Below are 24,343 nucleotides of genomic sequence, written 5' to 3'. Positions count from 1 at the left end.
AGTGATATGAATGTAGTGGTTTATGCCCCAGCATCAATTGGTAATGTAAGTGTTGGTTTTGATGTATTGGGGGCGGCGGTGTCCCCAGTGGATGGGACCTTGCTAGGTGACAGAGTGCAAGTTAAGGCAGGGACTGAGCCGTTCAGTCTGAAAACTGCGGGTAATTTTGTCTCTAAGTTGCCTACAGAGCCAAAAGAAAACATCGTTTACGATTGTTGGCTGGTGTTTTCTCGCGAGCTAGATAAAAAAGGTGTTGAGCTAAAACCACTTGAAATGACGCTAGAAAAGAACATGCCAATAGGCTCAGGTTTAGGCTCAAGTGCATGTTCTATCGTGGCGGCGCTGGATGCCTTAAACCGATTCCATGGTCAACCGCTGAATGAGACTGAGCTGCTAGCACTGATGGGGGAAATGGAAGGCAAAATCTCTGGTGGTATTCACTACGATAACGTCGCGCCGTGTTACCTTGGTGGTGTCCAGTTGATGCTTGAAGAGCTTGGTATCATAAGTCAAGAAGTGCCTTGTTTTGATGATTGGTACTGGGTTATGGCGTATCCGGGAATCAAAGTATCAACAGCAGAAGCGCGTGAGATCCTACCATCTCAATACCGCCGACAAGATATCATCGCTCATGGTCGTCACCTTGCGGGCTTTATTCATGCGTGTCATTCTGGTCAGCCAGAGCTAGCTGCAAAAATGATCAAAGACGTGATCGCAGAACCGTATCGTGAGAAACTGCTTCCGGGCTTTGCGAATGCACGTCAATACGCTGCATCAGCAGGTGCGTTAGCAACCGGTATTTCTGGCAGTGGTCCAACACTGTTCAGTATTTGCAAAGAGAAAGATGTCGCTGAGCGAGTTGCTCGCTGGTTAGAACAGAACTACGTACAAAACGAAGAAGGATTCGTCCACGTTTGTCGTCTGGATAAACAGGGTTCGAAAGTAACAGGAAGTGAGCTATGAAGCTTTACAATATAAAAGAAAATGATGAACAAGTTTCCTTTGGCCAAGCCGTTCGCCAAGGGTTAGGCCGTAACCAAGGTCTATTTTTCCCATCGGAATTACCAAAGTTTGAAGACGTTGATGCGCTACTGGCAGAAGACTTTGTTTCTCGTAGCACTAAGATTTTATCAGCGTTTATCGGTGATGAGCTGGCGGAAGAGCAAGTCAACGCGCTTGTGGACGCAGCGTTCCAATTCCCTGCGCCAATCAATCAAGTCAAAGACGGTATTTACGCGTTAGAGCTTTTCCATGGTCCAACGCTGGCATTTAAAGATTTTGGCGGTCGCTTTATGGCGCAATCTCTTGCGGCGGTATCGGACGGTGGCAAGATCACCATTCTGACTGCGACTTCTGGCGATACTGGCGCAGCCGTTGCGCACGCTTTCTATGGTATGGAAGACATCAACGTTGTGATTCTTTACCCGAAAGGCAAGATTAGCCCACTGCAAGAGAAGCTATTCTGTACGCTAGGCAAGAACATTCACACTGTCGCGATCGATGGCGACTTCGATACGTGTCAGGCACTGGTTAAGCAAGCTTTCGATGATTCCGCACTGCGTGAAGAGATCGGCCTGAACTCTGCAAACTCAATCAACATCAGCCGTTTGATGGCGCAAATCTGTTACTACTTTGAAGCAGCCGCGCAAATGAGTAAGGAAGAGCGTGAAAACCTAGTAGTGTCTGTACCAAGTGGTAACTTTGGTAACCTAACTGCTGGTCTACTGGCAAAAGCGCTGGGTCTGCCGATCAAACGCTTCATTGCTGCAACCAACGCCAATGACACCGTGCCACGCTACTTAGAAACAGGTAAGTGGGAGCCAAAACCAACGGTTGCAACGACATCGAACGCAATGGATGTAAGTCAACCGAACAACTGGCCGCGTATTGAAGAGCTCTGCCGAGTGAAAGAGTGGGGCCTAGAGACACTAGGTAAAGGCGCGGTTTCAGATGAGCAAAGCGCACAATCTGTGAAAGACTTGTACTCATTGGGCTATCTATGTGAACCGCACGGTGCGATTGCTTACCGCGTTCTTGAAGAGCAACTGCAAGAAGGTGAAACCGGTCTGTTCCTATGTACTGCTCACCCAGCGAAGTTCAAAGAAGTGGTGGATGATATTCTAGAATCAGACATCGACCTTCCTGCGCCACTAGCGAAGCACGCGGCGATGGAGTTGCTATCGGAAGATCTCGACGCAGACTTTGAAGCATTGAAACAAGTACTGCGCCGCGTACAGTAATTATTAAAATGATGAACGACGAAAGGTGAATGAGCAATCATTCGCCTTTTTTATTGTCGGTAAGTTTTGACTCTCTTTATGATTGAGAAACGAACTTAACTAAATGAGATGGAAAGAAAAGCATGCATTTTTTGATTTTCCTTGGCTCAGTGAGAGACAGCACGCCACCACGACCAGCCCGTTTAGGAATGCGAGTCAGTAGAGCGTGTGAAAAACTCATCGTGAGTCAGCATTCGCAACATACTGTCGAAATCATTGACCCATTGAACTATGACTTTGGCGATGTGTTTAAGCCCGAGTTTGCTTATCACCGCGCTAAAGTGCCAGCCCACTTGAGAGAACTGGCAGACAAAATTAAAAGTGCCGATGGGTACGTGATGGTCAGCCCGGAATATAACCATTCGATGAGCCCAGCTTTGGCAAACATGCTCAACCATTTTGGCAGTTCGCTGTTTTCTTATAAGCCAAGTGCTATCGTGACCTATTCTGCTGGACAATGGGGTGGTGTTCGAGCTGCAGTGTCGATGCGTACCTTCTTATCTGAACTTGGATGTTTACCTGTCTCGGCGATGATTCACATTCCGAAAGCGCAAGAAGTGTTTGACGAACAGGGTGTCGTTGCGGATGAATTGCAGCAGACGCAGTGGGACAGCTATATGAATCGCACAATACATCAACTCATTTGGTGGGCAGAAGGCGCTTCACAACAAAGAGAAAGGCTTGACCCAACCTCACTGGCTGAAGTGTTTAAGAAGGATCCGTCACAGAGAAATGCTCCGTAAAGGAACAAAACGGTTAGATGCATGGAAAAACAAAAAAGCTTGGCCATTGAGACCAAGCTTTTTAAATGTGAGTAAGTCGATTTTATTGAGATTATAGCGTCTCAGTAAAAGTACGAGCGATGACATCACGTTGTTGCTCTGGAGTTAGCGAGTTGAAACGTACTGCGTAACCAGAAACACGGATTGTTAGCTGTGGGTATTTCTCTGGGTTTGCAACTGCATCTTCTAGTGTTTCGCGTTTAAGCACGTTCACGTTAAGGTGTTGACCGCCTTCGATGCGAGGAGCTGTTTCGATTGCTACTTCACGGCTTTCGTATTCACCTAGATCGCTGATTGCGATAACTTCGTCTGCTTCGTAGCCAGCAGTTGCAGCAACACAACGAGCTTCTTTTTTTTCGCTATCTAATAGCCAGATAGAGTTTAGTAGGTCGTCGTTTGCCGCTTTTGTAATTTGGATACCTTGGATCATCACTATCTCCTAGACCACTTACGTGGTGATTATTGGTGTTAATTTTCGAATTTTCGTTGAGCTGAGTATTATATAGCTAATATCCACTATTTTAATATTGATTTAAGTCAAAAAACAACCAAAAACATTATTTTCATTAAGGTGATTTTGTTGAGTTAAATCAATAAAACCTTTGAAAACAAACTAATTACAATTTATTTGATAATATAAAAAATATTTAATAACTCAATTTGTTGTAAATTTACTACAAATTGAGCTTAAAGTTTAAACTGATTAACGCAACTATCTGTATTTAGGTAGCAATACTGAAAGTCTAAAGTGATTAAATGACAAACATGAAAAACAAGCTTGGGAATAAACTCATTGGTGCACATGTCTCTGCTGCTGGTGGGGTCGATCAAGCGCCGTTGAGAGCTCGCGAAATTGGGGCGAATGCGTTCGCACTATTTACAAAAAACCAACGCCAGTGGGTGGCGAAGCCTTTAGAAGCAAAAACCATCAGTGCGTTTAAAGCGAACTGTAAAATGCTGGGTTTCGGTGCAGAACATATTCTTCCCCATGACTCTTATCTAATTAATTTAGGTGCACCAGAAGCGGATAAGTTGGATAAGTCACGCGCGGCATTTATTGATGAGATGGAGCGTTGTAATCAGTTGGGGCTGACTTTGCTTAACTTCCATCCGGGTAGTCATCTAAAGAAAGTCTCGGAACAGGAGTGCTTAGCGACGATCGCAGAGTCGATCAATCTTGCGCACAAAGCGGTGCCGAATGTGATCGCGGTAATCGAGAATACGGCTGGTCAGGGTACAAACTTAGGTTGGAAGTTTGAGCATCTTGCTGAAATCATCGATCAAGTGGAAGACAAAGAACGTGTTGGTGTATGTCTCGATACTTGTCACACGTTTACCGCCGGTTACGATCTGCGTACTAAAGAGGATTGTGAGCATACCTTTGCTGAATTCGACCGTATTGTTGGGATGCACTATTTAAGAGCAATGCATCTAAATGATTCAAAAGTTGAGTTTGCCAGCAAAGTGGATCGCCACCACTCTTTAGGCAAAGGAGAGATCGGGTGGGATTGTTTTGAGTACATCGCTAAAGACCCTCGCTTTGATGGTATCCCTCTGATTTTAGAAACAATTGATCCGGACATCTGGCAGCAAGAAATCAACGCACTGCGTCAGTTTCATCTAGCGGCGATAGATAACCAATGATGTGATCACAGAGTTGGCACCTTTCTTTCTTAGCCACTTAAGTCAATTTGAATTAAGAAAGAAGGATGCCACTATGTCTCGACCACTCTCTTTTGCTTCTTACGCATATAACCGCCGCGTGCTTCGTTTGCCGATGCCTAATCGTCACATTACAGGACAGGGACATTTTCGAACGCCACAGAAGCATTAGTCTTTTATTACTGTTCTCAAGTTTGTGGTAAGTTTTTGTTTGTTGGGGTTTCGCTCGTTAGAATAGAAGCAAAATTTAGGACAGGAACTTTCCATGAATCAGTCACCAACTTGGCACGATGTGATCGGCGAAGAGAAAAAACAGAGCTACTTTGTAGACACTTTGAATTTTGTAGAAGCAGAACGCGCCGCAGGCAAAGCGATTTTCCCGCCAGCGAAAGATGTCTTTAACGCGTTTCGATTTACCGAGTTTAACGATGTTAAAGTAGTGATTCTGGGGCAGGACCCATACCATGGTCCAAATCAGGCGCATGGTTTGTGTTTTTCCGTTCTTCCTGGAATCAAAACGCCACCATCACTCGTTAATATGTATAAAGAGCTGGCTCAAGATATTGAAGGGTTCCAAATCCCTCAGCATGGATTCTTACAAAGCTGGGCAGAGCAAGGTGTATTGTTGCTCAATACAGTATTGACGGTTGAGCAAGGTAAAGCGCATTCACATTCAAAAACGGGGTGGGAAACGTTCACTGACCGAGTGATTGAAGCGATAAACCAGCATCAGGAAGGCGTGGTGTTTTTATTGTGGGGCTCTCACGCTCAGAAGAAAGGGCGCTTTATTGATCGCAATAAACATCATGTGTTAGCCGCACCACATCCATCACCACTCTCAGCACACCGAGGTTTTTTTGGTTGTAAGCATTTCTCTCAAGCAAACCAGTTACTTGCCTCGCAAGGAAAAGCACCAATCAACTGGCATTTGCCATTAACTGTATAAAAGAAGAGACAGCGATAATGCTGCCATTATCGCTGTTTTTTTGAGCACGCTCGAGGCTGATGGCAAATTTCTCATGTACACTTATTAAAAGTAGGTGTTAAGGAGAGACGCTATGATGATCGAAAGAATTCGACGCGAACACGGCTATATGGTTCGTCTGTTGGCGATACTGCGCCATAAACTTAATGAGATAAAAGAAGAACGTGCGATCAACTACGCATTAGTAAGCGAGATAGTTGATTACCTCTCTAATCATTCAGAAAAAGTTCACCATCCGAAAGAAGATATTCTCTATCACCACTTTCTTGAGCACTATGGTAAGCAACAGACCATGGAAAACTTAGAGAAAGAACATCAAGAGTTAGCAAGTAAAACCAAAGAGTTTGCTTCCTTGATAGAGATGATCCTGCAGGATGCAGTTGTGCCTCAAGACATGTTTGTGGCCCACCTAGAGGACTTCATTGAATCACAAAGACGCCACCTGGAGCTAGAGGAGCGAAAAATCCTGCCTCTCATTGAGGAGCTGTTCACTACCGAGGATTGGCAGCATGTTGAAAGCTTATGGAGCGTCAGTGAAGATGACCCAGTTTTTGGTGACACCATCGCCGATCGTTATAAACAGTTAGCTGAACGTGTGCGTCAAAGTGATGCTGAGTATGTTTAAGTGTGTGCGATAAAACCTGAGCGAGCGAAAGTATCACTCGGGTTTGTTAGCTGCATTTCTTATTTATTGAGAATTGGACGTAAATTTATCGTTTGCGCTTCTCGACCAAAAGACAGGAAAATTCTTATTGAGTAATAACGGTACTCATACTTAAATCCTGGCGCTTAAACTCAAGTCGTTTACGGTTACTGTAAACAAAAACAAAAGGCACCCTTAAGGTGCCTTTTGTTTGAATTAGAGTTTAATGTCTTCCAAGTTGTAGTCGGTACAGGCATCAAGTTCGCGTAGCTCTTTAAGCAAATTGCGCCTGTCGTTCATCTCTTCTATTTCACGCCACTTTCGCTTTACTGGTTTGGCACGAGATTTGGTTGTTGAGGTAGTATCCAGATTAAAAATGTCATCTAGTTGAAAGCCTTCCATAAGCCACCTTTACCTTTCTTAAGCTAAACTGTTGTAACCAGTCCTTGTGGAGTTTTTTAAGTACCACAATAGCCGTGAGAATAACCATGATATATTTCGCATTTGTGTCGGTAGCATGACATTTTCGTGCAAAAATATTCTCAAAATCACACTTTTCATGGCAATGTGGTGGCTAAAAAATGCACAAACGATCTCAAGAAAACGATTAAATAGAGAGATTTTCAATGTTAATTCGATTTGGCGAGTGGGGAGACAGTGCAAAGGTCAAAGTTGCATAAAACCAGTTTGATGAAATAGTGTTCAATTAGATGGTAAGGCACTAGAGCAAATTTATGTAACACCTTGTGAATACTAGCTTGGTCTTAATTATATGGGTCTCCGTTCTGTTTGGTGGGCGATAATTATTTATGTTGGCATTTGGTAATTGAAATGTTGCGGTTTATGGGTGTTAAGTCTTCCGTTTATGTTATTTTTTGGTGACTTTATAGTGAAAAATAACAACGTTATTATCATAGTTGCATATTGATTTTTGCGCTCCTAGGTTGCATTATCCGCCCGTCAAAAAATACGCTGGTACGTAAAATGGATGCATGAAGCGACGTTTACGATTCTAGATTGCCCATAAACATTACTTAAAAAGCTAAGCACACTTTGACACTTAGCAGGCAATTTGGTGGATGGCTTGGACGCATAGACCGGCGCAACTCACTTTGAGGTACACATGACAGACTTAATCAATTTGATGAACGATCTCCTTTGGGGTTCGATTCTGGTTTATCTTCTTGTTGGTGTTGGTATTTACTTCACCGTTCGATTAGGGTTCATTCAGTTCCGCCATTTCGGCCACATGTTCTCTGTTCTTAAGAACAGTCGTAAAGCAGACAAAGCTGGTATTTCTTCTTTCCAAGCGCTTTGTACTAGTCTTGCTGCACGTGTTGGTACAGGTAACATGGCGGGCGTTGCAGTTGCATTGACTGCAGGTGGTCCTGGCGCGATCTTCTGGATGTGGCTGATCGCAATGCTTGGTATGGCAACGTCGTTTGCAGAGAGTACTCTGGCGCAGCTATACAAAACCAAAGATGATGATGGCAACTACCGTGGTGGTCCTGCCTACTACATGGAAAAAGGCCTGGGCATGCGTTGGATGGGCGTATTGTTCTCAGTTTTCCTAATCATCGCTTTTGGTTTGGTATTCAACGCCGTACAAGCTAACTCAATTGCAAATGCAATGAGCACCGCATTTGGTTGGAGTGACCTGTACGTTGGTATCGCGGTTGTAGTACTGTCTGCGATTGTAATTTTCGGTGGTATCAAGCGTATCGCAAAAGTCGCAGAGATGATCGTTCCGATCATGGCGCTGCTTTACTTGGCTCTAGCACTGTTCATCATGTTCTCTAATCTAGAGAAGCTACCTGATGTATTAATGCTTATCTTTAAGAGCGCATTTGGTCTGCAAGAAGCGGCGGCTGGTGGTCTTGGCTACGCGATTGCACAGGCAATGATTAACGGTATTAAACGCGGTCTATTCTCGAACGAAGCGGGTATGGGTTCTGCGCCAAACGCGGCGGCTTCAGCAACGCCTTACCCACCACACCCTGCATCTCAAGGTTATGTTCAGATGCTAGGTGTATTTATGGATACGATCGTTATCTGTTCAGCGACAGTGACTATCATCCTGATGTCAGGTGAGTATGTCGGTCAAGCAACAGAAGTGACGGGTATCGAGCTAACTCAGCGTGCATTGAGCTCGCAAGTTGGTGATTGGGGTGGCATCTTTGTTGCCGTGGCAATCTTCTTCTTTGCATTTACATCAATCATCGCGAACTACTCGTACGCTGAAACGAACCTAATCTTCCTAGAGCACAACCACAAGGCGGGCCTAAGCATTTTCCGCGTTGTTGTTCTTGGCATGGTGATGTTTGGTGCACTTGCTTCGCTCCCAGTCGTATGGTCACTTGCTGATGTTTCGATGGGGCTGATGGCGATAGTCAACTTGGTGGCAATCATCTTGCTATCTGGCATCGTGATTAAGCTAGCAAAAGATTACAACCGCCAACTTGGTGAAGGTAAAGTACCAACGTTTGATGCGAATGACTTCCCTGAGCTGAAATCTCAGCTTGAAGAAGGCATTTGGTACAACGATAAAAAAGACTAAGTGAGCTATCACTCATAGTTGAAAGCTATTAGTACGATGTAAAAAGCCATGCAGACAATGCATGGCTTTTTTTGTACCCTATTAAAAAACAAAATTAGAGAAGGGAAAGTCATGCTTATCGTAGTTTCTCCAGCGAAGACTCTTGATTACGAGTCTCCGTTAGCGACAGAAAAATTTACTCAACCTGAGTTGGTCGAATACTCAAAAGAGCTTATCGATGTTTGCCGCAAACTGACTCCTGCTGATGTTGCCTCTTTAATGAAAGTGAGCGACAAGATTGCCGATTTGAATGTCGGGCGATTTCAAGAGTGGAGTGAAACGTTTACCACAGAAAACTCACGACAAGCGATCCTAGCGTTTAAAGGTGATGTTTACACAGGACTAGACGCCGAAACCTTATCTGATGCGGACTTCGAGTATGCCCAAGATCATTTGCGCATGTTGTCTGGCCTCTATGGTATACTAAAACCACTCGATTTGATGCAGCCATACCGTCTTGAGATGGGTACCAAGCTTGCAAACGACAAGGGCACAAACTTGTACCAGTTTTGGGGCAATGTGATTACGGATAAGCTTAACGAAGCGATTTCTGCTCAAGGTGATAATGTGCTTATCAACCTTGCATCAAATGAATACTTTAAAGCGGTGAAGCCAAAGAACTTAGATGCGCAAGTGATCACGCCAGTATTCAAAGATTGTAAGAATGGCCAATACAAGGTCATCAGCTTCTACGCGAAGAAAGCGCGCGGCATGATGGCGCGTTACATCATCGAAAACCGTATTGAGAGCGTGGCAGACCTGACTAAGTTTGATACGGCGGGTTACTACTTTGTTGAAGATGAATCGACACCAACAGAGTTAGTATTTAAACGCGAAGAGCAAAACTAAAACTGATTGAGACGTAGTCTACGTTAATCTCAATAAACACAAACGAAAAAGGGTTGGCAGTGCCAACCCTTTGTTATGTTTTAGCTTAGGCTATTTCGCCCCAACAAGATTACTTCTTCTTAGCGGTTTTCTTTTTCGCTGGCTTCTTCTTGTCTTCTTTTTTCTTTTTCTTCTTAAACACAGGTTTTCTGTGTTTCGGACGCATCTCTTTCACGAAACGCTCTTTGATGTCTTCTTTCACGTAACGTGCAACGCGATCCATCATTGGTTGGTCGTGTGCTTCTACGATTGAGATAGCATTACCTTTCTTACCCGCACGAGCCGTACGGCCAATACGGTGAAGGTAGACATCAGCCGTGCGTGGCATGTCGTAGTTAATAACGTGTGACACATCCGGAAGGTCGATACCACGCGCAGCAACGTCCGTTGCGAGCAGCACGTTTACAGTACCATCGCGGAAGCGAGAAATCGCATTGTTACGACGATCTTGAGGCATTTCACCTTGAATCCAAGAACATGGAATCTGTGCGCTCTCAAGCTGCGCTCGTAGCTCTGCCAAACGCTCACGTGTCTTCAAGAAGACAATGGTGCGTTCTGCTTGCTGAGTAATAATGTGTTTTAGTAATTCAAGCTTGTGTTCTGCATCATCAGCACGGTGGTACCACTGAGCAATCTTCTTACGCTCACGCAGTGGCGATTTTGCATCAATTTCTGCTGGGTCATTCAACAGATCAGCGGTAAAGCCTTCTACGCCTTTACCCTCTAAAGTTGCTGAGAACAGAAGGGTTTGTTTACGCCAGCGGCACTCGTTAGATAGACGATCAACAGTAGGAGCAAAACCCATGTCTAGCATACGGTCTGCTTCATCCAGAATTAACCATTCAATCGCACGGCAATCAAAACGCTCTGCATCAATGTATTCTTTTAAACGGCCAGGCGTTGCAACCACAATGTCTTGTGTTGTCGCAAGGATATCGGCGTGCTCTTGGTATTGAACACCACCTGTGATGGTGAAAATGTTCAGTTTAGTGTTTTTTGCCAAAGCTCGTGCTTGATCGGCAATTTGCATCGCCAATTCGCGCGTCGGCGTTAGGATCAAAATACGCGCAGGTCCAGGCTTGCGACGAGGGAAGTCTTGCAAGTATTGCAATGCTGGCAGAACGAAGGCTGCCGTTTTACCAGTACCTGTTGGCGCTGACGCTAGAATGTCACGACCATCCAACGCTTGTGGAATCGCTTCTGCCTGAATTTTTGTTGGGCGTTCGTAACCCATCTCTTCAATGGCTTCAAGTAGGTTTTGGTCTAGATCAAGTTCAGCAAAGGTTCTGATCACAATGAGTTCTCCACAAGCAAAGCTTGGTTAATGGTTCGCCACAACAGCATAGAATACAAAAAGGTCGCACATTATAAAGTGATTGGTGATAAGGATCACATGTTATTTCACATCTTAAGATAAAACTCGCGGGTTAATTGGACGAAATCGTCACTGTAGCCGTCATGCGAATGAATTATTAAATGTGATTCTTGAGTATCGCAAGGCTGCTTCGCCAGTTCAAATAACAGTCGATGTACCAGTTTCTTTTCTGATGGCTGTACACGACAGACTCGCGATAGATGCCAACCTTGGTGTAATGCTAGTTCAATAAACCGTTCGCCTTCGGTGATTGGTAACACAAAATTAGCTTTCCCTTGTTCATCAAGCAACTGATAGCAATGTTGTAGCAATGCGTTGTGGCGTAGCGTATCAGTGTGCCTCGCGGTTGCACGTTGACTGTGTTTCGATTGCTCGCCGCTGTTGAAGTAGGGTGGATTACAAATGATGCGTTGGAATGGATGCGTCGGCGTAAAGTCTAGTATGTCGGAATTATGCACACTCACACGATCTGACCAAGGCGACTGAACTACATTTTTTTGCGCAGCTTCAATGGCTGTTAATTCAATATCGACCGCGGTTATTTGAGCTTCTGTAAAGCGTTGGGCACACATCAGGGCAAGCAATCCGGTGCCAGTGCCAATATCGAGAATTTGAGCGTTGTTCGGGCTTTGAATCCAAGCACCAAGCATTACCCCATCAGTGCTGACGGGCATACCACTCTCGCCGCCCTCAATACAAAATTGCTTAAAATTGAAGCCTTTAGTTTTCAGTTTTTTGCTCTTCATGATTGTTTTATGTTTGCTCAATAATTAAGTGAATTTCTCTATTGTTTCTTAATTGTATAGATTGTTGTTTTGTTGGTTATTAAATTGTATTGTTAATTGATCGAGATAAAGAACTGGTCTGTTATTTAGATCTGGTTATATCCACTGCTTTTAAGTTTGAAAACTAAATTAATATGGTGTTTTTTTCTTAAAGGTTGCCAAATGATGAGTCTTTCGTCATTATGCGGCGAAAATTTTATAGATTGAACCACGTGTACTTATTGACTTTAGGTATACAAAAAGTGGTCTAAGCATACACAACATTCATTAATTAAAAGACAAGGGTTATCTGTGAAGCAGACGTTAAAACTAACAGATATTATCGCAGTAGGCTTTATGCTATTTGCGTTCTTTTTAGGTGCGGGCAATATCATCTTTCCACCTCTAGCGGGTCAGCTAGCCGGTGAAAACTTAATGCCAGCGATGTTTGGTTTCTTGCTAACAGCGGTAGGTCTACCTCTTATTACTATCGTTGCTATTGCTGTTGCTGGTGGTTCTTGGGATCACTTAACGCAAGACCTTCCGAAAAAAGCAGCGGTTATTATGGCTGCGTTGATCTTCATCATCATCGGTCCTGCGTTTGCTGCGCCTCGTACTGGCCTAGTGGCTTACGAGATGGCGGTGAAACCTTTCTTCCTTGAAGCGTCACAAACGCATCTCACTGCATTTTCAGTGATCTTCTTTATTGCGGCGATGATGTTCTCATGGTTCCAAGGCCGTTTGATTGATCTTATCGGTAAAGTACTAACGCCGGCATTGTTTGTGGGTTTGATCATTCTTGCTGTCGCGGTATTTATTGATCCTCAAGGTGACATGCTGGGCGCGCACGGTGAGTACTTAACGCAACCACTGACCAAAGGCTTCCTAGAAGGCTACAACACAATGGATACGTTCGCGTCATTGATGTTTGGCATGCTGATGGTTGATGCACTGCGCGGTAAAGGCATTACTGAGCGTTCTGCAACCACTAAGTATCTGATCTATGCAGGTTGTATTGCAGCTGCCGGTCTTGCGTTTGTTTACATCTCACTATTCTACTTGGGCGCGACGAGTGCAACTGTTGCTGCTGGTGCAGATAACGGTGGTCTGGTACTTAGCCAATACGTTCAAGCGCTGTTTGGTCCATACGGTCAAATCGTTCTGTCTGTCATTGTATTACTAGCGTGTTTGACAACGGCTATTGGCTTGATTTCTGCGTGTTCAGACTTCTTCAGCTCGAAAACGCCACTGTCATACAAGCAATGGGTACTTATTAACGGGTCTGTTTGTGCGTTGGTTGCGAATGTCGGCCTTGCACAACTGATTTCTCTGTCAGTGCCAGTATTGTTTGCGCTGTACCCTGTGGCGATCGCGTTGGTTGCACTAACATTTGTACGCAGCAAACTGCCAAATCCACGTTTTGCTTACCGCGCGGTACTGCTTGTATCTCTACTGTTTGCGTTGGTTGATGCGGCAAAAGTATCGGGTGTTGATGTTTCTGCGTTTAACATGTTGCCACTATTCGAAGTGGGCATGGGTTGGGTGCTTCCAACATTTGCGGCTATCGTGTGCATGTTCTTCATCGCGAAACCTCGTCCAGAGCTAGCACAAGAAACAGCGTAATAACTTCGCACTATCAAGATATTAAAAAGCCCGATGAATGACTTCATCGGGCTTTTTATTTTTTATCTTTGAAGCGTTCACACTATTAAAGTGTGTCGTGGAACTCCACAAGAACTTGTTCACACCATTTTTCGATGCGCTCATCACTCAGTTCGTACTGCGAGTCTTCATCTAACGCTAGTCCAACAAACTTGCTGCCATCTTCAATCAGTGCTTTCGATGCTTCAAATTCGTAGCCTTCATTTGGCCAGTAACCGATAAAGGTTGCGCCGGTCGCTTGTAATTCATCGTGAAGTAAGCCCATCGCGTCCAAATACCACTCACCGTAGCCTTCTTGGTCACCCAGACCAAACAGCGCGACAACTTTACCTTTTAATGGTGTTGTTGCGATGTCTTGCCAAATCGCATTCCAATCTTCTTGAATTTCACCAAAGTCCCAAGTTGAGATGCCAAGGAGTAATAAGTCGTAGTCCGCCATTAGTGATAACGGTGTCTCTTTCACATTGTGAATGTCGACAAGGTCTTCACCAATAATGGTACGAATTTTCTCTGCTGCCATTTCGGTGTAGCAGGTCGTTGAGCCGTAAAAGAGTCCGATTTTCATTATATTCATCGTTATTTGTGTTGCTGTTGTGGAAGATTCTAACCATAAATTGAGGAAGATTGCAGCGAATATCCTAAGCGGGATGATTTTTTTATGGTATTGGATCGGTAGGTGCCTTAATCTAAGTACTGTAAATATAAACAGATAAGGAAGCGTTCATGACGGCACAACAGCCTGTCAATCAACAAGATTTTTCGCTTGTTGAACAATTCTTAGATGCGATGTGGATGGAGCGTGGGCTATCAGAGAACACGCTGGCCTCCTATCGAAATGATTTGATGAAGCTGCTCACGTGGATGGAGAAACATCGCTACCGTCTTGATTTCATTAGTTTGTCTGGCTTGCAAGAATACCAAAGCTACCTTGTAGACTTGGATTACAAGCAGACGTCCCGTGCGCGTATGTTGTCGGCAATTCGCCGTTTATTCCAATATCTGCATCGTGAGAAAGTACGTGCTGATGATCCGAGTGCGCTCTTGGTCAGTCCTAAACTGCCACAACGCTTACCCAAAGATATTAGCGAAGAGCAAGTGGACGCCTTGCTCGAAGCGCCAGACCCGAATGATCCTGTGGAATTGCGGGATAAAGCGATGCTGGAATTGCTGTATGCGACTGGTTTGCGTGTGACGGAATTGGTCAGTTTAACTATGGAAAACATTAGTTTGCGTCAAGGTGTTGTGCGTGTCACAGGTAAAGGCGGTAAAGAGCGCTTAGTGCCAATGGGGGAGAACGCGGTAGATTGGATCGAGACGTTTATTCAACAAGGGCGCCCTGCGTTACTTGGTGATACATCATCTGATATTGTTTTTCCTAGCAAACGCGCAAGGCAAATGACTCGTCAGACGTTTTGGCACCGTATTAAGTACTATGCTTTGATAGCAGGGATTGACACTGAACAGCTGTCGCCGCACGTACTGCGTCATGCCTTTGCCACGCATTTATTGAACTATGGCGCAGATCTCAGGGTCGTACAGATGCTATTAGGACATAGTGACTTATCGACCACGCAAATTTATACTCACGTGGCGACTGAACGATTGAAGCAGATCCACAGTCAACACCACCCAAGAGCATAACAATGGTTAGATTCATCCATGTCTTCTTGGAAAAACGATTTTATATTAAGGTGAATTTCATGAGCGTATTACGCCGACTAACTCTGCTGACTTTACCATTTTTTGTTACCGCGTGTGGTGCAGAAGAAAGTCAGGCTAAAACGGACACTCCTGCACAGCAAGTGGCACCAGCTGCGCAAAGCAGTTTTGATGAAGCAGCATTAAAAACTAAGTTCTCAAAGCTTGGTTTATCTATCGTTGATATTCAGCCATCAGAAGTTGCTGGTTTATTGGAAATCCAAACTAATGGTGGGATCTTGTTTGCTTCAAATGATGGTAGCCATTTTATCGCTGGTACGCTTTATGCCATCAATGACGATGGTAGTTACAAAGATGTCATTGCAGAGCGCCAAGCGCCGCTTAATGCGGAGAAAATCGCGCAGTTCTCCGATAGCATGATTGAATACAAAGCCGACGATGAAAAATATGCTGTGACCGTATTTACTGATATCACTTGTGGTTACTGTGTGCGTCTGCATAGCCAAATGCAAGGCTATAACGATCTAGGTATTACAGTGCGTTACATGGCTTACCCTCGCCAAGGTGCTACTGGCCCAGTGGCAGAGCAAATGGCGACGATTTGGTGTGCTGAAGATCCAAAGTCGGCAATGCACAACGCGAAAGTGAATCGTACGTTTGATAACCCTGCGAAAGACTTAAAACAGTGTAAAGAAACCATCCAATCACATTACAATCTAGGTCGCCAATTGGGAATTTCTGGTACGCCAGCGATCTTCTTACCGAATGGCGAAATGGTTGGCGGTTACCTACCACCTGCAGAGCTATTGAAACGTTTAAAGCAACAATAATCCTTTAGGAGCAGAGCCGGCAAAGTCGCCGGCTCTTTTCAAGCATGATAGAAATTCAACGACGTCCTGAACCTGATCTTTCCCTTCTTCCTGATTCCATTCCTCCGATTCTCAAACGTATCTACATCAACCGTGGGATTACGGATCCTGCGCAACTAGAAACGTCAGCTCGTGGTTTGCATTCTTACCAAAAACTCGGGGGGATTGAGCAAGCTGTCGAGCTTTTGTTTCAGGCAATAAAAGAACAAAAACGCATCATCGTTGTCGGTGATTTTGACGCTGATGGTGCGACGAGCTCTGCATTGTCGGTGCTCGCGCTGCGTATGCTTGGTAGTCACAATGTGGACTACCTAGTACCGAATCGTTTTGAAGACGGTTATGGGTTAAGCCCAGAAGTCGTTGACCAAGCATTAGAGCTTGGCGCTGAGATGATCATGACGGTAGATAACGGTGTGTCATCAATCGAAGGCGTACGTTACGCAAAAGAAAACGGTATTACCGTGCTCGTTACCGACCACCATTTACCGGGACAAGTGTTGCCTGATGTGGATGCAATGGTGAACCCAAACCTTGAGAGCTGTCATTTTCCGTCTAAAGCGCTCGCTGGTGTCGGGGTCGCGTTTTATCTCATGATGGCACTATGCGTTCATATGCGAAAACACAATTGGTTTGCTGAGCAGGGCATGCAAGAGCCTAAGTTGATGGAACTGATTGACCTTGTTGCACTTGGTACAGTTGCCGACGTTGTCCCACTGGATGAAAACAACCGCATTCTTGTGCACCAAGGCCTGCAGCGTATTCGTGCGGGCAAAGCGCGCCCTGGCATTCAAGCATTGATTGAGGTCGCGAAGTGCGATGCGCGTCGTTTGGTGGCGTCCGATTTTGGTTTTGCTTTAGGCCCTCGTATCAATGCTGCAGGTCGCCTTGATGACATGTCATTTGGTGTTGAACTGTTGATGTGTAACAACATTCACGCCGCTCGTCGTATGGCAAGTGAACTGGATGGTTTGAACCAAACTCGTAAAGAGATTGAAGAAGGCATGAAGCAAGAAGCGATGGCTTTCTGCGAGCGTCTTCAGTTTGGTGAAGGCAGTGAGCTTCCTTATGGCTTAGCCTTGTTCCAACGTGATTGGCACCAAGGTGTGATTGGTATTTTGGCCTCGCGCATCAAAGAGAAGTTTCACCGTCCAGTCATCGCATTTGCTGATGGCGGAGAAGGGACAATTAAGGGCTCGTGTCGTTCTATTCCGGGGTTACACATGCGTGATGCGTTGGATTTCATCGACACGCAAAACCCAGGTTTGATCATCAAATTTGGTGGTCACGCGATGGCGGCAGGCTTAACAATTAAAGAGCAGGATTTCGAACGTTTCAGCCGTTTATTTGATGAAGTGGTAAAAAAGGAACTCGATGAAGCGGCGCTAAAAGGCGTGATCATGTCTGATGGTGAACTTAAGCCTGAAGAATTCTCTATGCATGTCGCTGAACAGCTGCGGTCTGGTGGCCCTTTTGGACAAGCCTTCCCTGAACCAATCTTTGATGGTGAGTTTAAAGTGTTGCATCAAAAGCTGGTGGGTGAGAAGCATCTTAAATTGATGTTAGAGCCGCTTTACAAAGGTCACCCTACCAATGTGATGATCGACGGCATTGCATTTAATGTCGATTTGCGTCGCTGGCCGGATGCATCAGTTAAAACGGTACGTTTAGCTTACAAATTGGATGTGAATGAATTTCGTGGTAATCAATCACTGCAATTGATGATCGATCATATCGAAGCTAAGTAATATCTAGATTAACCTTTCTTATAGAGTACGGTTGCCCTTAAGAGGGTGTAAAATTTTATGACCGTGCTCTCTCTAACCGCAATCTGATTTCTCATCCGAAATTTTCCTGTATCTCGGTCACATTTTTCAGTAGAATTTCTCGGTTAAATTCTATTCTAAAATGTTGAGTAAACATGTTTGAAATCAATCCAATTAAAAACCGTCTGCAGGACGTGTCTCAGCGCACAAATGTCCTGAGGGGGTATCTTTGACTATGACGCGAAGAAAGAGCGTCTAGAAGAAGTCAACGCAGAGCTTGAACAACCTGATGTATGGAACGAACCTGAACGTGCACAAGCACTGGGTAAAGAGCGTGCATCGCTAGAAGCGGTTGTTGAAACTATTGATCAACTAGAGCAAGGTGTAGAAGACGTAGAAGGTCTTCTTGAGCTGGCTGTAGAAGAAGAAGATCAAGAAACATTTGACGAAATTGAACCAGAACTTGCTGAGTTGGAAGAGAAACTAGAAAAGCTTGAATTCCGTCGTATGTTCTCGGGTGACCATGATAGTTCAGATTGCTACATCGATTTGCAAGCTGGCTCTGGTGGTACGGAAGCACAAGACTGGACCAACATGCTGCTGCGTATGTACCTACGCTGGGCAGAGGCGAAGGGCTTCAAAGCTGAAGTGATTGAAGTCTCTGAAGGTGAAGTCGCGGGTCTTAAGTCGGCAACAGTTCGCATCTCTGGTGAGTATGCCTACGGTTGGTTGCGCACTGAAACGGGCGTTCATCGTCTTGTTCGTAAATCTCCGTTCGATTCAGGCGGCCGTCGCCATACGTCATTTGCGTCTGCGTTCATCTATCCAGAGATTGATGAAAACATCGACATCGACATTAATCCTTCTGACCTACGCATCGACGTTTACCGTGCGTCAGGCGCAGGTGGTCAGCACGTCAACACCACAGAATCTGCGGTACGTATTACGCACGTACCAACGAACACTGTGGTTCAGTGTCAGAATGACCGTTCTCAACATAAGAACAAAGATCAGGCAATGAAACAGCTTCGAGCGAAGCTATTTGAGCTTGAATTGCAAAAGCAAAACGCGGAAAAACAAGCTAATGAAGACGCTAAGTCTGACATTGGCTGGGGTAGCCAGATCCGTTCTTACGTATTGGATGACTCACGTATTAAGGACCTCCGTACGGGCATTGAAAACCGTAATACTCAAGCGGTTCTTGATGGCGATCTGGACAAATTTATTGAAGCTAGCCTGAAATCAGGCCTATAAAGCTTTTCACCGACAAAAACAGGATACATCTAAAATGACTGATGCTGTTCAAAACGAAACTGTACTAGAAGAAAATAAGCTGATTGCTGAACGCCGCGCTAAACTGGATGAAATCCGAAAGAGCTGCAAAGCAAACGGCCACCCAAACGACTTCCGTCGTGACGCACTAGCGGGCGACCTTCAAAAAGAGTTCGGTGAAAAGACGAAGGAAGAGCTAGAAGAGCTTAACCACGTGGTTGCAATTGCTGGCCGTATTATGGCTAAGCGTGGTCCATTCCTAGTAATTCAAGAAACATCTGGCCGTATCCAAGCTTACGCTGCTAAAGACGTACAAAAAGAGCTAAAAGAGAAATACCAAGGTCTTGATATCGGTGACATCATCGGTGTTAAAGGTGCGCTGCACAAATCTGGTAAGGGTGACCTATACGTGAACATGGAAGAATACGAGTTGCTAACTAAAGCACTTCGTCCACTTCCTGAGAAGTTCCACGGTCTTACTGACCAAGAAATGCGTTACCGTCAGCGTTACGTTGATCTGATTGTGAACGAAGATTCACGTAAAGCATTTATTGTACGTTCTAAAGTAATGTCTGCAATTCGTAACTTCATGATCTCAAAACAGTTCATGGAAGTAGAAACGCCGATGATGCACGTGATCCCTGGTGGTGCAAGTGCACGCCCATTCATCACGCATCATAACGCGCTAGACATGCCAATGTACCTACGTATTGCACCTGAGCTATACCTGAAGCGTCTAGTGGTTGGTGGCTTCGATCGCGTATTCGAAATTAACCGTAACTTCCGTAACGAAGGTCTTTCTCCACGTCATAACCCAGAATTCACTATGATGGAATTCTACATGGCGTACGCGGATTACAAAGATCTGATGGACTTTACTGAAGAACTACTAAGCTCGGTAGCGCAAGAAGTTCTAGGTTCAACATCAATGCCTTACGGTGATGAAACGGTTGAATTTGGTGGCACTTACACTCGTATGAGCATGTTTGAAGCAATCAAGCAGTACAACCCAGATCACGCGCAAATCCAAGCGCTAACCGAAGAAGATCTACAAAACCGTGAACTGATGGTTTCTATCGCGAAATCAGTACATGTTGAAGTAGAAGACTTCTGGACATGTGGTCAGCTTCTAGAAGAAATCTTCGGTGAAACAGCAGAACCTAAGCTAATGCAACCAACGTTCATCACTGGCTACCCAGCGGACATCTCTCCATTGGCTCGCCGTAGCGATGACAACCCGTTCTTTACAGACCGTTTTGAATTCTTCATCGGCGGTCGTGAAGTGGCGAATGGCTTCTCAGAGCTTAACGATGCAGAAGATCAAGACGCGCGCTTTAAAGCACAGGTTGAAGCTAAAGAGTCTGGTGACGACGAAGCTATGTTCTACGATGCAGATTACATCACTGCACTAGAGCACGGCCTACCACCAACGGCAGGCCAAGGTATCGGTATCGACCGTCTGGTTATGCTACTGACTAACACGCACACTATCCGTGACGTGATCCTATTCCCAGCAATGCGCCCACAAGCATAATTTGGCAGGATGATCAAAAAAACCACCTTCGGGTGGTTTTTTTATGCCTTTTAGTTAAATGAGTTCAAGTTGTTGCATTTGCTTTTTAATAGGATATGCAAATAAACATTCGCCAAATCTCAATCTATTGCATAGTCTTAATACTGAGACAGACGTGGGGGCGCGGAGTCTCGATAATGTTACCCGCTCGCAAAGATAGGTTTGTGGCGCAAAATTTCTATTAACAATGAAAAAGGGTTAGAGAATGGCTGGGCAGTTTAAGATGGATTCCATCCCGGGATCGCTTGTGGTAGTTGGCGGTACTTATGAGCCTTGGTTATCAGTACTTGAGCAAGTGGGCTGGAAGTGTCACCAAGTGGGTGACTTACGCAAAGCTAATACGTTGTTAGAGGATATTGGTCCATGTATAGGTATTGTCGATCTCAGCCATGACGAATTCAGCTTGAACGGTTTGGCGAACTTAGTCAGTTCTCACAAACACGTGCGTTGGTTAGCGTTTATTCGTGAATCTCAGCTTGGCACTGACACCATATGCCAGTTCATTGTTAACTTTTGTATCGACTTTTTCACTGCGCCAATCCCGGATGCCCAGCTTTTAAGCACGATTGGTCACCAGCTTGGTATGCTCAAGTTGGAGAAAAAAGTTTGGCCTAGTTTTGGTAGCAGCTTAGACATGGGGCTGATCGGTGAATCTATCCCGATGAAGCGTTTACGCGATCAAGTAAAGCGAATCGGTCCGACGGACGTCAGTATTCTGATTTCAGGGGAAAGTGGTACAGGTAAAGAAGCAGTTGCTCGCGCTATCCACAAAGTCTCTTCACGTTCTCATAAACCGTTTATGGCAATTAACTGTCGCGCGCTCAATGAGCAACGTTTCCAGGCGGAAGTGTTTGGTATTAACGCTGATGAAGATATGGAAGCATGCATGCTCGAACAAGCGGATGGCGGTACGGTGTTGTTTAATGACATTCTTACCATCTCAAAAGAGCAACAAATGAATCTGCTGAGATTCTTGCAAGAAGGCACCATTGATACCAAAGATGGTGTAAAAGCGGTCAACGTGCGCATCCTTGCGGCTAACTCGTCAGATGTAGAAAAAGCCTTGATTGACGGAGATTTTAATGAAGAGCTTTACCACTACATTAACGTATTACGCATTAATGTCCCGAGCTTAAAAGAGCGCGCGAGCGATATTTCTTTGTTAGCGCGCTACTACTTACAAGAGTTTTCTAAAGAGTATAACTCGCAAGCAAAAAGCTTTTCTGAGGATGCACTCAAGGCACTGACACGTTATTTCTGGCCAGGTAACGTACGTGAGTTGATGAACCAAGTGAAACGAGCGGTTCTGATGTCTGACAGCGTAATGATTGAAGAGCATCACCTAGATTTGCCTCAGCGTAATGACTCAAAGCGTAGTTTGAAATCGATTCGTGAGAAGAGTGAGCGTGACGCGTTACTGGTTGTTTTGGAATCTCATTCTGGTCAAGTTTCGAATGCGGCGAAGGAGCTTGGTGTTTCACGCGCGACGATGTATCGACTACTGAACAAACATAATTTGATTTCTGATCAAGCCATGTAAATTTGTTCTTTCTGAAGTTAAATTGGTGAATGAATATCAGTGAAGGAGCGGCTACAAAGCCGCTCTTTTTGTTTTGTATTCAGTTTGATTTATAAAATCCGTAATTTCATATATTCCCTAGGTGAATATGTTATATAGAAAAGTATATGAAACTGAATTGCGGTGTATTGATTTGTTTTTAATCAAAAAGACAAAAAATGTTTGATATATATTCATCAAAGCTTACAATTTAACCGTAACTCAATGAGTTATACCTTTCATAAACGGATTAATTTTTAGCTAGGAGGCGCAAGATGAAACATTACGTTGTTAATACCACTGCTTGCGCTGATCGTATGCCTATCGCTCCGATGACTCTTAAGTCGGATGATACCAATACCACTGGCTCACAAGATAAAAATTAATCCGTAACCTATCTTATTTATTACTAGGCTGCGGAAAAGTAGCGGCTTAGTATCAACAGAGCACCTCTGTTCATTTTACGCACTATTTTTCCCAGTCGAATACATCGATAATCGGAGAAAATATTATGCGTCACTCTATTTACCTACAACTGGCAACTTTGCTATTGAAAGCAGACCTTAAACGCGAAGAAAAGCAATGGCAGCGAACCATACGCCGCACTGCTCATGATGTTCCATGGACGAATGTTCATCTATTGAGGGATATTGGTTTAGATAGCGATGGTCGTTCCACACGCGCCAATGTTCCGGATGCAGTAAAAGTTGAACGTCGAGTTCGTCACCTTCGTCGAGTTTTAACGTCGCGAATAATGACGTAATCGTTAGCGTGTTGGACTGACTGAGTTGCTATCGAGTCATTCAACACGCTTAACGTGCGATATGAAGTCATACTTCATTTGATGAACAGTTGACCTTGAAGGTCAGCTGTTTTCGTTTGAGGGGAGCTTTACTGTTAAGGGCATGGATTCGAGTAGGTTGTACCAATTGCTTGAATCTCAGTAAGGATCTCATCGCTTAGTTTTAGATCGATACTGTCGATGTTGGCTTTTAATTGGTCGAGGTTGGTCGCGCCGATAATATTAGATGCAACAAATGGGCGCTGATTGACAAATGCGAGTGCCATTTGTGCAGGATCCAAACCATGCTCTTGGGCTAAATTGACGTAAGCTTCGGTCGCTTTTATCCCCTGAGGAGTAAAGTAGCGCGCAAAACGCTCCCACTTAGTGCATCGAGCACCCTCTGGTCTCTCACCATTCAAGTATTTGCCGCTTAGGCAGCCAAATGCCAGTGGAGAGTAGGCCAGTAGCTGGACACCTTCATAGTGGCTGATTTCAGACAAGCCCACTTCGAAGCTGCGGTTCAATAAGTTATATGGGTTTTGAATCGAGACAATGCGTGGCAAATCATGCTTTTCGGCTAAACGCAGTAATGACATCACACCCCATGGCGTTTCGTTTGATACACCGATGTAGCGTACTTTGCCTGCATTCACTAGCTCAGTCAGCGCTTCCAAGGTTTCAATTAATATGACTTCTTCTTGTTTGTCTGGGTAAGGGTAGTTGAGTTGACCAAAGCAGTTAGTTTGGCGTTGAGGCCAATGTAATTGGTATAAATCGACATAATCCGTTTGCAGGCGGTTAAGGCTGTCATCAATTGCTGTATGGATGTGGCGACGATTAAGGCTCATGTTGTCTCGGATGTGAGGGACACCGCGAGGGCCAGCCACTTTTGTTGCCAGCACAACTTTTTCACGTTTGCCGCTCTTTGCTAACCAATTCCCGATGTATTGCTCGGTGAGTCCTTGGGTTTCCGCTTTGGGAGGTACAGGGTACATCTCTGCGGTATCAATGAAATTCACCCCATGATCAAGGGCAAAGTCGAGCTGTTCAAAGGCGTCCTTTTCTGTATTTTGCTCGCCAAACGTCATGGTTCCGAGGCAGATTTTACTGATCTCAAGTGATGAGTGCGGTAGTTTTGTGTATTGCATATCACGTCCTTGAAGAGTTACCGACTAAATAAGTGATTCCAATATAGGGGATTTTTAACCGCTATCGCAAATGATTTACGT

General features: G+C 44.7%; 22 protein-coding genes. 16 read left to right on the top strand and 6 right to left on the bottom strand.

The genetic code is table 11. From position 1 onward, the window contains the following. Nucleotides 1–6 precede the first annotated feature (6 nt). The 3 genes from thrB (at nucleotide 7) to FKN16_RS06700 (ending at nucleotide 3,022) form a co-directional block, all read left to right on the top strand. Nucleotides 7–963 (top strand): homoserine kinase, encoded by a 957-nt coding sequence (thrB, locus tag FKN16_RS06710; RefSeq protein WP_170902502.1) that lies wholly within the window; start codon nucleotides 7–9, stop codon nucleotides 961–963. Next, entirely contained in the window at nucleotides 960–2,240 is a 1,281-nt protein-coding gene (gene thrC, locus FKN16_RS06705; protein ID WP_170902336.1) for a threonine synthase, read from the top strand. Before thrB ends, thrC begins: the two co-directional genes overlap by 4 nt. Before the next feature lie 122 nt (nucleotides 2,241–2,362). After that, nucleotides 2,363–3,022, top strand: a complete 660-nt coding sequence (locus tag FKN16_RS06700) for an NAD(P)H-dependent oxidoreductase (protein WP_170902335.1) — start codon at nucleotides 2,363–2,365, stop codon at nucleotides 3,020–3,022. 91 nt (nucleotides 3,023–3,113) lie between these two features. On the opposite strand, the gene grcA is transcribed toward FKN16_RS06700, so the two are convergent. Next, nucleotides 3,114–3,491 carry an autonomous glycyl radical cofactor GrcA gene (gene grcA, locus FKN16_RS06695; RefSeq protein WP_170902334.1) on the bottom strand — a complete coding sequence of 126 codons (378 nt, stop codon included), beginning with the start codon at nucleotides 3,489–3,491 and terminating at the stop codon, nucleotides 3,114–3,116. Between the two features lie 326 nt (nucleotides 3,492–3,817). Between grcA and nfo the strand changes: the two genes are divergently transcribed. The 3 genes from nfo (at nucleotide 3,818) to FKN16_RS06680 (ending at nucleotide 6,333) form a co-directional block, all read left to right on the top strand. After that, nucleotides 3,818–4,705 (top strand): deoxyribonuclease IV, encoded by an 888-nt coding sequence (gene nfo, locus FKN16_RS06690; protein WP_046873969.1) that lies wholly within the window; start codon nucleotides 3,818–3,820, stop codon nucleotides 4,703–4,705. Between the two features lie 283 nt (nucleotides 4,706–4,988). Then, nucleotides 4,989–5,669, top strand: coding sequence for a uracil-DNA glycosylase (ung, locus tag FKN16_RS06685; RefSeq protein ID WP_005396298.1), 681 nt, complete (start codon nucleotides 4,989–4,991; stop codon nucleotides 5,667–5,669). Between the two features lie 112 nt (nucleotides 5,670–5,781). After that, nucleotides 5,782–6,333, top strand: a complete 552-nt coding sequence (locus FKN16_RS06680) for a hemerythrin domain-containing protein (RefSeq protein WP_005396296.1) — start codon at nucleotides 5,782–5,784, stop codon at nucleotides 6,331–6,333. A gap of 234 nt (nucleotides 6,334–6,567) precedes the next feature. On the opposite strand, the gene FKN16_RS06675 is transcribed toward FKN16_RS06680, so the two are convergent. After that, nucleotides 6,568–6,753 carry a DUF3545 family protein gene (locus tag FKN16_RS06675; RefSeq protein WP_005396294.1) on the bottom strand — a complete coding sequence of 62 codons (186 nt, stop codon included), beginning with the start codon at nucleotides 6,751–6,753 and terminating at the stop codon, nucleotides 6,568–6,570. Between the two features lie 721 nt (nucleotides 6,754–7,474). On the opposite strand from FKN16_RS06675, the gene FKN16_RS06670 reads away from it, so the two are divergent. After that, a complete protein-coding gene (locus FKN16_RS06670; protein ID WP_170902333.1) occupies nucleotides 7,475–8,908 on the top strand; it encodes a sodium:alanine symporter family protein in 1,434 nt (477 codons plus the stop codon). Nucleotides 8,909–9,019: 111 nt separating this feature from the next. Continuing rightward, nucleotides 9,020–9,796: a peroxide stress protein YaaA gene (gene yaaA / locus FKN16_RS06665; protein WP_170902332.1), complete on the top strand. Its 777-nt coding sequence runs from the start codon at nucleotides 9,020–9,022 to the stop codon at nucleotides 9,794–9,796. Nucleotides 9,797–9,905: 109 nt separating this feature from the next. On the opposite strand, the gene srmB is transcribed toward yaaA, so the two are convergent. Together srmB and FKN16_RS06655 are read right to left on the bottom strand one after the other, a co-directional pair. Next, nucleotides 9,906–11,129, bottom strand: a complete 1,224-nt coding sequence (gene srmB / locus FKN16_RS06660) for an ATP-dependent RNA helicase SrmB (RefSeq protein WP_104971280.1) — start codon at nucleotides 11,127–11,129, stop codon at nucleotides 9,906–9,908. A gap of 107 nt (nucleotides 11,130–11,236) precedes the next feature. After that, a complete protein-coding gene (locus tag FKN16_RS06655; RefSeq protein ID WP_170902331.1) occupies nucleotides 11,237–11,956 on the bottom strand; it encodes a tRNA1(Val) (adenine(37)-N6)-methyltransferase in 720 nt (239 codons plus the stop codon). A 330-nt stretch (nucleotides 11,957–12,286) separates the two neighbouring features. Between FKN16_RS06655 and brnQ the strand changes: the two genes are divergently transcribed. After that, nucleotides 12,287–13,597 carry a branched-chain amino acid transport system II carrier protein gene (brnQ, locus tag FKN16_RS06650; protein ID WP_006742676.1) on the top strand — a complete coding sequence of 437 codons (1,311 nt, stop codon included), beginning with the start codon at nucleotides 12,287–12,289 and terminating at the stop codon, nucleotides 13,595–13,597. A gap of 85 nt (nucleotides 13,598–13,682) precedes the next feature. Here the strand turns inward: brnQ and fldB are convergent, their stop codons facing one another. Then, the gene (gene fldB, locus FKN16_RS06645; protein ID WP_005397338.1) at nucleotides 13,683–14,201 is read right to left on the bottom strand and encodes a flavodoxin FldB; all 519 of its coding nucleotides are present in this window, start codon (nucleotides 14,199–14,201) and stop codon (nucleotides 13,683–13,685) included. A 158-nt stretch (nucleotides 14,202–14,359) separates the two neighbouring features. Here fldB and xerD point away from each other — a divergent pair, with 158 nt between their 5' ends. From xerD to FKN16_RS06610, 7 genes are all read left to right on the top strand, one after another. Continuing rightward, nucleotides 14,360–15,277 carry a site-specific tyrosine recombinase XerD gene (xerD, locus tag FKN16_RS06640; RefSeq protein WP_005397336.1) on the top strand — a complete coding sequence of 306 codons (918 nt, stop codon included), beginning with the start codon at nucleotides 14,360–14,362 and terminating at the stop codon, nucleotides 15,275–15,277. Between the two features lie 59 nt (nucleotides 15,278–15,336). Then, entirely contained in the window at nucleotides 15,337–16,125 is a 789-nt protein-coding gene (gene dsbC, locus FKN16_RS06635; protein ID WP_012842135.1) for a bifunctional protein-disulfide isomerase/oxidoreductase DsbC, read from the top strand. Between the two features lie 44 nt (nucleotides 16,126–16,169). Continuing rightward, nucleotides 16,170–17,909, top strand: a complete 1,740-nt coding sequence (gene recJ / locus FKN16_RS06630) for a single-stranded-DNA-specific exonuclease RecJ (RefSeq protein ID WP_170902330.1) — start codon at nucleotides 16,170–16,172, stop codon at nucleotides 17,907–17,909. A 173-nt stretch (nucleotides 17,910–18,082) separates the two neighbouring features. After that, a protein-coding gene (gene prfB / locus FKN16_RS06625; protein WP_100068604.1) for a peptide chain release factor 2 occupies nucleotides 18,083–19,181 on the top strand; the annotation gives its coding sequence in 2 pieces (ribosomal slippage) (nucleotides 18,083–18,157 and nucleotides 18,159–19,181; 1,098 coding nt in all). Nucleotides 19,182–19,215: 34 nt separating this feature from the next. Then, complete coding sequence (gene lysS, locus FKN16_RS06620) at nucleotides 19,216–20,733, top strand: lysine--tRNA ligase (RefSeq protein ID WP_005397328.1); 1,518 nt, start codon at nucleotides 19,216–19,218, stop codon at nucleotides 20,731–20,733. A 244-nt stretch (nucleotides 20,734–20,977) separates the two neighbouring features. Further along, nucleotides 20,978–22,312 (top strand): cyclic-di-GMP-binding transcriptional regulator VpsR, encoded by a 1,335-nt coding sequence (gene vpsR / locus FKN16_RS06615; protein ID WP_046873964.1) that lies wholly within the window; start codon nucleotides 20,978–20,980, stop codon nucleotides 22,310–22,312. A gap of 529 nt (nucleotides 22,313–22,841) precedes the next feature. Continuing rightward, the gene (locus FKN16_RS06610) at nucleotides 22,842–23,093 is read left to right on the top strand and encodes a hypothetical protein (RefSeq protein ID WP_005397324.1); all 252 of its coding nucleotides are present in this window, start codon (nucleotides 22,842–22,844) and stop codon (nucleotides 23,091–23,093) included. A 134-nt stretch (nucleotides 23,094–23,227) separates the two neighbouring features. On the opposite strand, the gene FKN16_RS06605 is transcribed toward FKN16_RS06610, so the two are convergent. Beyond that, nucleotides 23,228–24,262 carry an NADP(H)-dependent aldo-keto reductase gene (locus FKN16_RS06605; protein WP_170902329.1) on the bottom strand — a complete coding sequence of 345 codons (1,035 nt, stop codon included), beginning with the start codon at nucleotides 24,260–24,262 and terminating at the stop codon, nucleotides 23,228–23,230. Between the last annotated feature and the right edge of the window lie 81 nt (nucleotides 24,263–24,343).

The organism is Vibrio sp. 11-4(1) (assembly GCF_013048625.1).
Lineage (GTDB): Bacteria > Pseudomonadota > Gammaproteobacteria > Enterobacterales > Vibrionaceae > Vibrio > Vibrio diabolicus.
This window is presented reverse-complemented; position numbering and strand designations above follow the sequence as displayed.

What these genes read in the sequence shown, in the direction of transcription:
- thrB (WP_170902502.1), top strand. Translation starts at nt 7, where the DNA reads ATGAATGTAGTGGTTTATGCCCCAGCATCAATTGGTAATGTAAGTGTT.
- thrC (WP_170902336.1), top strand. Translation starts at nt 960, where the DNA reads ATGAAGCTTTACAATATAAAAGAAAATGATGAACAAGTTTCCTTTGGC.
- FKN16_RS06700 (WP_170902335.1), top strand. Translation starts at nt 2,363, where the DNA reads ATGCATTTTTTGATTTTCCTTGGCTCAGTGAGAGACAGCACGCCACCA.
- grcA (WP_170902334.1), bottom strand. Translation starts at nt 3,491, where the DNA reads ATGATCCAAGGTATCCAAATTACAAAAGCGGCAAACGACGACCTACTA.
- nfo (WP_046873969.1), top strand. Translation starts at nt 3,818, where the DNA reads ATGACAAACATGAAAAACAAGCTTGGGAATAAACTCATTGGTGCACAT.
- ung (WP_005396298.1), top strand. Translation starts at nt 4,989, where the DNA reads ATGAATCAGTCACCAACTTGGCACGATGTGATCGGCGAAGAGAAAAAA.
- FKN16_RS06680 (WP_005396296.1), top strand. Translation starts at nt 5,782, where the DNA reads ATGATGATCGAAAGAATTCGACGCGAACACGGCTATATGGTTCGTCTG.
- FKN16_RS06675 (WP_005396294.1), bottom strand. Translation starts at nt 6,753, where the DNA reads ATGGAAGGCTTTCAACTAGATGACATTTTTAATCTGGATACTACCTCA.
- FKN16_RS06670 (WP_170902333.1), top strand. Translation starts at nt 7,475, where the DNA reads ATGACAGACTTAATCAATTTGATGAACGATCTCCTTTGGGGTTCGATT.
- yaaA (WP_170902332.1), top strand. Translation starts at nt 9,020, where the DNA reads ATGCTTATCGTAGTTTCTCCAGCGAAGACTCTTGATTACGAGTCTCCG.
- FKN16_RS06655 (WP_170902331.1), bottom strand. Translation starts at nt 11,956, where the DNA reads ATGAAGAGCAAAAAACTGAAAACTAAAGGCTTCAATTTTAAGCAATTT.
- fldB (WP_005397338.1), bottom strand. Translation starts at nt 14,201, where the DNA reads ATGAAAATCGGACTCTTTTACGGCTCAACGACCTGCTACACCGAAATG.
- xerD (WP_005397336.1), top strand. Translation starts at nt 14,360, where the DNA reads ATGACGGCACAACAGCCTGTCAATCAACAAGATTTTTCGCTTGTTGAA.
- dsbC (WP_012842135.1), top strand. Translation starts at nt 15,337, where the DNA reads ATGAGCGTATTACGCCGACTAACTCTGCTGACTTTACCATTTTTTGTT.
- recJ (WP_170902330.1), top strand. Translation starts at nt 16,170, where the DNA reads ATGATAGAAATTCAACGACGTCCTGAACCTGATCTTTCCCTTCTTCCT.
- lysS (WP_005397328.1), top strand. Translation starts at nt 19,216, where the DNA reads ATGACTGATGCTGTTCAAAACGAAACTGTACTAGAAGAAAATAAGCTG.
- vpsR (WP_046873964.1), top strand. Translation starts at nt 20,978, where the DNA reads ATGGCTGGGCAGTTTAAGATGGATTCCATCCCGGGATCGCTTGTGGTA.
- FKN16_RS06610 (WP_005397324.1), top strand. Translation starts at nt 22,842, where the DNA reads ATGCGTCACTCTATTTACCTACAACTGGCAACTTTGCTATTGAAAGCA.
- FKN16_RS06605 (WP_170902329.1), bottom strand. Translation starts at nt 24,262, where the DNA reads ATGCAATACACAAAACTACCGCACTCATCACTTGAGATCAGTAAAATC.